Raw genomic sequence first — 5,996 nt, forward strand, 5'->3', positions numbered from 1 at the left:
TTCGGCGTCGAGCGCCGACACGAACTGCGTGGGCACGTAACCACCGGCTGGGCCGGGCCCCGGCGGAGGAGGAGGCGCAACTCCCGGACGGGCGCCCGGAGTTCCAGGTGCGCCCGGCGGAGGCGGGGTGCTCGCGGACCGGGCACCGCGTGGCGGCGGCGCCTTGCTGGTCGCCGCGTCGGCGATCTCACCGGCGTTCGGCGCGAGCGCCCGCGCCGGAGGGGTGGGCGCACCGGGCGCCCCCTGCGGGTAACCGTACGAAGGCGCACCGGCCCCCTGCGGATACCCGTACCCCGCGGTCTCCGCGAGCCCCGGAGCCGCCGCGGCCCCGTTGAGGGCGTCGCGGTCGTCGTCGCCGAGCGGCGGCGAGAACACGGTCGCCGGCAGGGGTACGGAACGGTCCTCGCCCGCGTCCACACCGGTCGTGTCGGTACCGGTCCAGGGCGTGGCCCCCGGCGGCACCGCGTCCACCGGCCCCCCGCCGGAGGCACCCGCACCCTCCCCCTCACCCGCGCCGGAACCCGAGCCCGTCCCCGAACCCGACCGCCGGTCAGGCTGGATCCCCAGCTTGTCCGCCGCCTCCTGCAACCACTCCGGCGGAGTCAGCAGGAACGACGTCTGGTTCAGGTCGACCCGGGCCGGAGGCGCCGGTACCGCGTCCTCGACCGAGGCCGCACGGCCGTACTCCTCCTCGTACCGGCGGATCACCTCACCGACCGGCAGGGCGGGCCACAACGTGGCCTCGCCACTGTCCCGGGCCAGGACCAGCCGCTGCGCGCCCCCGTCCGAACGCGGACCCTCCGCGCGGTCCTCCGCCCAGACCACGAACCCGAGCTCGAACTCCCGTACCCGCACCTCCCGGTGCTGGTACGACGGCACATCCCCGTTGACCCATTCCTCGGCGTGCTCCTGCGCCTGCGCGAAAGTCACCATCGGTCAGTCACTCCCCCACCGAAGACGCCGAAGACGCCGAAGTCACCTGGGACGGCACCGGAACCGCACGCGCGAAACCGCCGTCCACCATCAGGTTCGCCACCGTCTCCAGCTCCGGCGGATTGCCCGCGAGCCGGGACAGGAACTGGTCGAAGTCGTCGCCGCACGGCAGCAGCAGCCGCTCCACCCGGTCGGCCGGCGGCCACGTCGGATCGACGTCCCGCGCGTCGTCGTACGCGCAGAACCACACCGACCCGAGCCGCTCACCCTTCACCCGCACAGCCAGCAGACCACCCTGCACGAACCCGACGCACAGATAGTCCTTCGTCAGATGATCACGCAGACACTTGTTGACGTACACGAGGTCGTTCACCGCCGCCTCGTCCCGCACCGTGAAGAACGGCTGGTCCACCAGCAGCCCCAGCTCGGCGTCGAGCGCCGCACCCACCGGCGCGCACCCGCCCGCCGCCTTCAGGAACGACCGGTAGGCCCCCGGCAGCCGGTAACCGAGGTCCTCCTCGACGCCCTGCACCTGCAGCTCGGTCACCGCCACCGCCGACTTCGGCAGCGCGAAGTGCGCGGGCCGCGTCTCCTGCAGCGGCCGCGTGCCGCGTTTGTGCTGGTCGACGGCCGACGTCGCGATCCCGCCGTGATGCCGCAGCAGCGCCTTCACCTCGACCGGCACGAGCTCCAGCCGCCGCCCACCGGGTACGTGGTGCCAGGTCCAGCCGTGCGGCGTCGCCACCGCCGGAACCGTGTCCCACAGCTCGTGCCCGGACGCGGCGAGCGCCGCGTTCGCCGACACGTAGTCCGTCAGCCGCAGTTCGTCGACACCGAAGCCCTCCGGCGGCTCGGCGATCTCCGCCACCGCACGCGCGTAGAGCGAGAAGTCGGGATAGCCGCGCTCGTCGACCCGCACCCCTCTCGGGTGCCGGGTGGCCCGGACCGGGTCCGGGAAGTGCACGACCTGCCCGGCATAGGCCGCGTTCGGCGGCACGGCTCGCTGCCCGAGCCGACCTGTCGTCATGGCGGTTGCCCCCTGCGGCGTTTAAAAAGGCCTGTACATCAGTACGACCCGTACGTCTGTCACAACACGTCACGTCACATCACCCCCATCCCGTCTGTCAGCACATCAGTGCGGACAGCAACCCGGACGGCGCTGCGGATCGCGGCTGCCCGACAGCCTATGCGGTACGCCGACACCGGTCACCGGCGCCGGTCACCGGCCCACCGCTTCCGTGACCAGCCGTCACCCTGCCGTGACGGTGCGACGAAGCCCGGGCGTGTCACACCGCCCCAGCTACCGCACCAGGCACGCCATTTGGCACTCTGTGTCCGCCGGAGCGTTGTACGGGGGAGACACCGGAGGGGATGACGATCATGAACGCGACACAGACAGGGACTCAGACGGGACGGCCGGCAGGACGGCCGACAGACAACCCAGCGAGAACACTCACGCCCGAAATGCCCGGTACGACCGGCAGACCCGACGGCGACCCACGCGTCGGCTGGAGCACCAACGAGACGCCCCGCGTCCCCGCCCTCCGCCACCGCCGCGACGGCATACTCCCCACCGTCGCCGCCGCCCTCTCCGTACGCGGCGCCACCCTCACCGGCACCGCCGCACGCGCCGACCAGCCACCCGCCCTGCACCCCCTCGTCCAGGACTTCCTGGACACCCTCGCCAGCACCCACCGCGACCGCTCCACCGGCCGCTGCGCCGAGGCACTCCTCATATCCCGGCAGATCACCCTCGCCGACGAAGGCCGCAGCCGACGCGCCGCCCGCAAACCCATGACCAACGGCGAAGCCCGCAGAGCACTCAAACAAGCCAAACTCACCACCCGCCGCATCCGCGAGGACGGCGACCCCCTCCACGGCGGCTTCGCCACACCCTGCCGCTCCTGCACAGCACTCAGCGCCCACTTCGGCGTCCGCATAGTCGACTCGTCGGCCCCCACCGGCTGACGCCCCCCTCTCCCCCAAACCCCCACCGCACCACGGCGCCGCACCGGGCACACGCCCGCGCCGGTCCATGACCTCGACGATCGAAGGGCAGATGCACACCGACCGCACCTCAACCACCCGCTTCCCCGTAGCCGTCGACGCCGCACTGCGCGCCGCCGGCTGGCAGCCAGGCCGCTGGGACATAAAACAGGCCGAGATCTGGGCCGACGCCCTACGCGGCCACACCTCCCCCGCCGGCCACCGCCACGCGGTCTTCCCCGCCGCCGTCGAAGCCTGGGCCGAGTTCGGCGGCCTGCACATCACACCCCCCGGCCCCGGCCGCCAGGTCGCCCCCACCGCCCTGCACCTCGACCCCCTGCACGGCCTCCACATGGCCCGCACCCTCGCCGACCTCGGCCGCGCCCTCGACACCGAGGTCTGCCCCCTCGGCGAGGAACCCGAGACCCAGACCCTCCTCGCCATCGACACGACAGGCCGCGTCTACGCCCTCGACCACACCGGAGACTGGTACCTCGGCCCCGACCTCGACCAGGCCCTCGCCACCCTCATCACCGGCCTGGAACCCGTACGCCTGACAGCCCCCTGAAACCCACCCACACAGGCAACACCGCAGGCCGGACCACCAAAACCTGTCCTAGGTCGGGATGACCGCCGACACCCGGAACCCCCCGGCCTCCGTCGGCCCGGACACGAACACCCCGCCCAACGCGGCAACCCGCTCCTTCATCCCGAGCAGACCGTTACCCCCCGACGGAAACCGCACCGAAGAGCCCGCCACGGGCTCCGGCGGCGGCTCGTTCTCCACCTGCATCGCGATCTCGCCACCCCGATGCGCCAGCCGTACGTGCGTCTTCGCACCCGCCGCGTGCTTGTGGACGTTCGTCAACGCCTCCTGCACCACCCGGTACGCGGTCTGCTCGACCTCCGCGCCGTACAACCGCGCCTCCCCCTCGACCGACAGCGCCACCACCATCCCCGCGGCCGCCGACTGCCCGATCAACTCCTCCAACTCGGACAGACACGGCCCGTCCCCCACACCCTCACCACCCGACACGGCACGAGACGCCGCCACCGCAGCGGCCACCCCCACCGCCGCCAACGGCACCCCCTGCACCCGCCGCTCCAGACCCTCCCCCGAACGCAACACCCCGAGCATCTCCCGCAACTCGGTCAACGCCTGCCGCCCCATGTCCCCCACAAGAGCGGCATTCCGCACAGCCTTCTCAGGGTCTTTCCGGGCGATCGCCTGCAGAGCAGCCGCATGCACCACCATCAGACTCACCCGGTGCGCCACCACGTCGTGCATCTCACGCGCGATACGCGTCCGCTCCTCGTTCCGCGCCCACTCCGCCCGCTCCTCGGCCCGCTCGGCCAGCAACTGGAGCTCCCGCTCCAGACTGTCCGCCCGCTCCCGAAGACTCTCCATCAACCGCCGCCGCGCCCCCACGTACAACCCGAGCAGCAACGGCGGCGCGGTCGCGCCCAACGAGGTGAGGATGGCGACGATCGGGACCAGCCAGTCCCCGATCTTCAGACCCCCGTCCGCCACACCCTGGTGCGACCGCACGAACGTCACGATGAGCGTCCCCACCATCGCCATTCCGGCCAGCGCCCCGATGATCCGCCGGGGCAGCTCCGAGGCGGCGAGCGTGTACAGCCCGACGACGCCCATCAGATAGCCCATCTGGGCCGGCCCGACGGCGATCGACACCAGCACGACAGCGATCGGCCACCGCCGCCGCAACACCAGCACGGACCCGGCGACAAGCCCGAACACAACCCCGGCCGCCACCGGGATCCCCGCCTCCCGCGCGAACCGGACGCCCTCCCCCGCACACTCCCCGGCGGACACCAGCGCGAGCCCCACATCCAGCACCGCACCGCGCCACCGGGTCCACCACCACGGCCCGGTCAAGGCCGCGGCGTGCTCATCCCCCGTAGTGGTCATACGTCCAGCCTACGTTCGGGCGCCGCCGATTTTCCGGCGAGTTTCGACGACCGGCCCGCACCACGGGGCCGCCCACGACCGCAATCGAACAGAAGCGAAACCCACCAGAATCCCTCGAACTGCTGAATCGCGCACCGTTCGACCCCGGAAGCGACGATTCCGCCGGGAGGGTTCGCCCATGGAACATGCATGTGGCAAATACGCCGACTTCGAGGCGCTGCGGGAACGGGCGGTGGCGTTGCGACGGGACGGGCTGAGCCGCCGCCAGATCCGCGATCAGCTTCGCGTCCACAACAACGACATCCTCAACCGCCTCCTGGAGGGCGAGCCGCCCCCGGAGTGGACAAAGCGCCCGAACGCGAAGGACGACCAGCGGCACCGGGCAAGGGACCTCCGGCTACAGGGCTGGACGTACGACCAGATCCAGGTGGAGCTGGGGTGCTCGAAGAGTTCGATCTCGCTCTGGGTACGGGACCTGCCGAAGCCCGAGCGGAAGCGGACCCGCGAGGAGGCGTCGGCGATCGCCAAGCGGGGTTGGGAAGCGACGATGCGGAAGCGGGAGGAGGAGCGACAGAAGACCAAGCAAGCCGCAACCGCCACTATCGGTGGCCTCTCCGACCGTGAACTGTTCGTCGCAGGTGTCGCCCTGTACTGGGCCGAGGGCACCAAGGACAAGCCCTACGACCGGCGCGAGCGAGTCACCTTCGTCAACAGCGACCCCAATGTGATCAGCCTATTCCTGGCCTGGCTCGACCTCCTCGGAATCGAACGGGAACTCATCAGGTATCACGTGATGATCCACGAGTCAGCGGGTGTCGAAGCGGCCGAGAAGTACTGGGCAGAGCTGGTTCAGGCCGACCGCAGCGCGTTCGGCAAGACAGTCCTCAAACGGCACAACCCCAAGACGGTGCGCAAGAATACGGGCGACGACTACCGCGGCTGCCTTGCACTCACCGTGCGGCGAAGCTCTGAGTTGTACCGTCGCGTCGAAGGCTGGTGGTACGGCATAGTAGGGGCCGCAACTAAGCCCGATTCCAAGAATCGGACATAGGGGGCGAACTATCCCGGGTCGTCTAATGGCAGGACAAATGGTTTTGGTCCATTGAATGAGGGTTCGATTCCTTCCCCGGGAGCCCTACCAGAGTGG

General features: G+C 70.8%; 5 protein-coding genes, 1 tRNA gene and 1 pseudogene. 4 read left to right on the forward strand and 3 right to left on the reverse strand.

Annotated features, from left to right (window positions below; all coding sequences use genetic code 11):
• Nucleotides 1-933 (reverse strand): annotated as a pseudogene (locus tag STRTUCAR8_RS34630) (SUKH-4 family immunity protein); the annotation flags it as partial.
• Between the two features lie 7 nt (nt 934-940).
• Complete coding sequence (locus STRTUCAR8_RS34635) at nt 941-1,960, reverse strand: SMI1/KNR4 family protein (protein ID WP_044473410.1); 1,020 nt, start codon at nt 1,958-1,960, stop codon at nt 941-943.
• A gap of 344 nt (nt 1,961-2,304) precedes the next feature.
• Between STRTUCAR8_RS34635 and STRTUCAR8_RS34640 the strand changes: the two genes are divergently transcribed.
• Together STRTUCAR8_RS34640 and STRTUCAR8_RS34645 are read left to right on the forward strand one after the other, a co-directional pair.
• Complete coding sequence (locus STRTUCAR8_RS34640) at nt 2,305-2,901, forward strand: YwqJ-related putative deaminase (protein ID WP_006380901.1); 597 nt, start codon at nt 2,305-2,307, stop codon at nt 2,899-2,901.
• Nucleotides 2,902-2,992: 91 nt separating this feature from the next.
• Nucleotides 2,993-3,487: an SUKH-3 domain-containing protein gene (locus STRTUCAR8_RS34645; protein WP_044473412.1), complete on the forward strand. Its 495-nt coding sequence runs from the start codon at nt 2,993-2,995 to the stop codon at nt 3,485-3,487.
• A 48-nt stretch (nt 3,488-3,535) separates the two neighbouring features.
• Here the strand turns inward: STRTUCAR8_RS34645 and STRTUCAR8_RS34650 are convergent, their stop codons facing one another.
• Nucleotides 3,536-4,849 (reverse strand): sensor histidine kinase, encoded by a 1,314-nt coding sequence (locus STRTUCAR8_RS34650; RefSeq protein WP_044473413.1) that lies wholly within the window; start codon nt 4,847-4,849, stop codon nt 3,536-3,538.
• Between the two features lie 178 nt (nt 4,850-5,027).
• On the opposite strand from STRTUCAR8_RS34650, the gene STRTUCAR8_RS34655 reads away from it, so the two are divergent.
• Both STRTUCAR8_RS34655 and STRTUCAR8_RS34660 read left to right on the forward strand, forming a co-directional pair.
• Nucleotides 5,028-5,900 carry a hypothetical protein gene (locus STRTUCAR8_RS34655; protein ID WP_006380902.1) on the forward strand — a complete coding sequence of 291 codons (873 nt, stop codon included), beginning with the start codon at nt 5,028-5,030 and terminating at the stop codon, nt 5,898-5,900.
• 11 nt (nt 5,901-5,911) lie between these two features.
• Nucleotides 5,912-5,982 (forward strand) — tRNA-Gln (locus STRTUCAR8_RS34660).
• Nucleotides 5,983-5,996: the final 14 nt, after the last annotated feature.

It is taken from the genome of Streptomyces turgidiscabies Car8 (assembly GCF_000331005.1).
GTDB classification, from domain to species: Bacteria; Actinomycetota; Actinomycetes; order Streptomycetales; family Streptomycetaceae; genus Streptomyces; species Streptomyces turgidiscabies.

Coding starts and splice junctions, on each gene's coding strand:
- STRTUCAR8_RS34635 (WP_044473410.1), bottom strand. CDS start 1,960: ATGACGACAGGTCGGCTCGGGCAGCGAGCCGTGCCGCCGAACGCGGCC.
- STRTUCAR8_RS34640 (WP_006380901.1), top strand. CDS start 2,305: ATGACGATCATGAACGCGACACAGACAGGGACTCAGACGGGACGGCCG.
- STRTUCAR8_RS34645 (WP_044473412.1), top strand. CDS start 2,993: ATGCACACCGACCGCACCTCAACCACCCGCTTCCCCGTAGCCGTCGAC.
- STRTUCAR8_RS34650 (WP_044473413.1), bottom strand. CDS start 4,849: ATGACCACTACGGGGGATGAGCACGCCGCGGCCTTGACCGGGCCGTGG.
- STRTUCAR8_RS34655 (WP_006380902.1), top strand. CDS start 5,028: ATGGAACATGCATGTGGCAAATACGCCGACTTCGAGGCGCTGCGGGAA.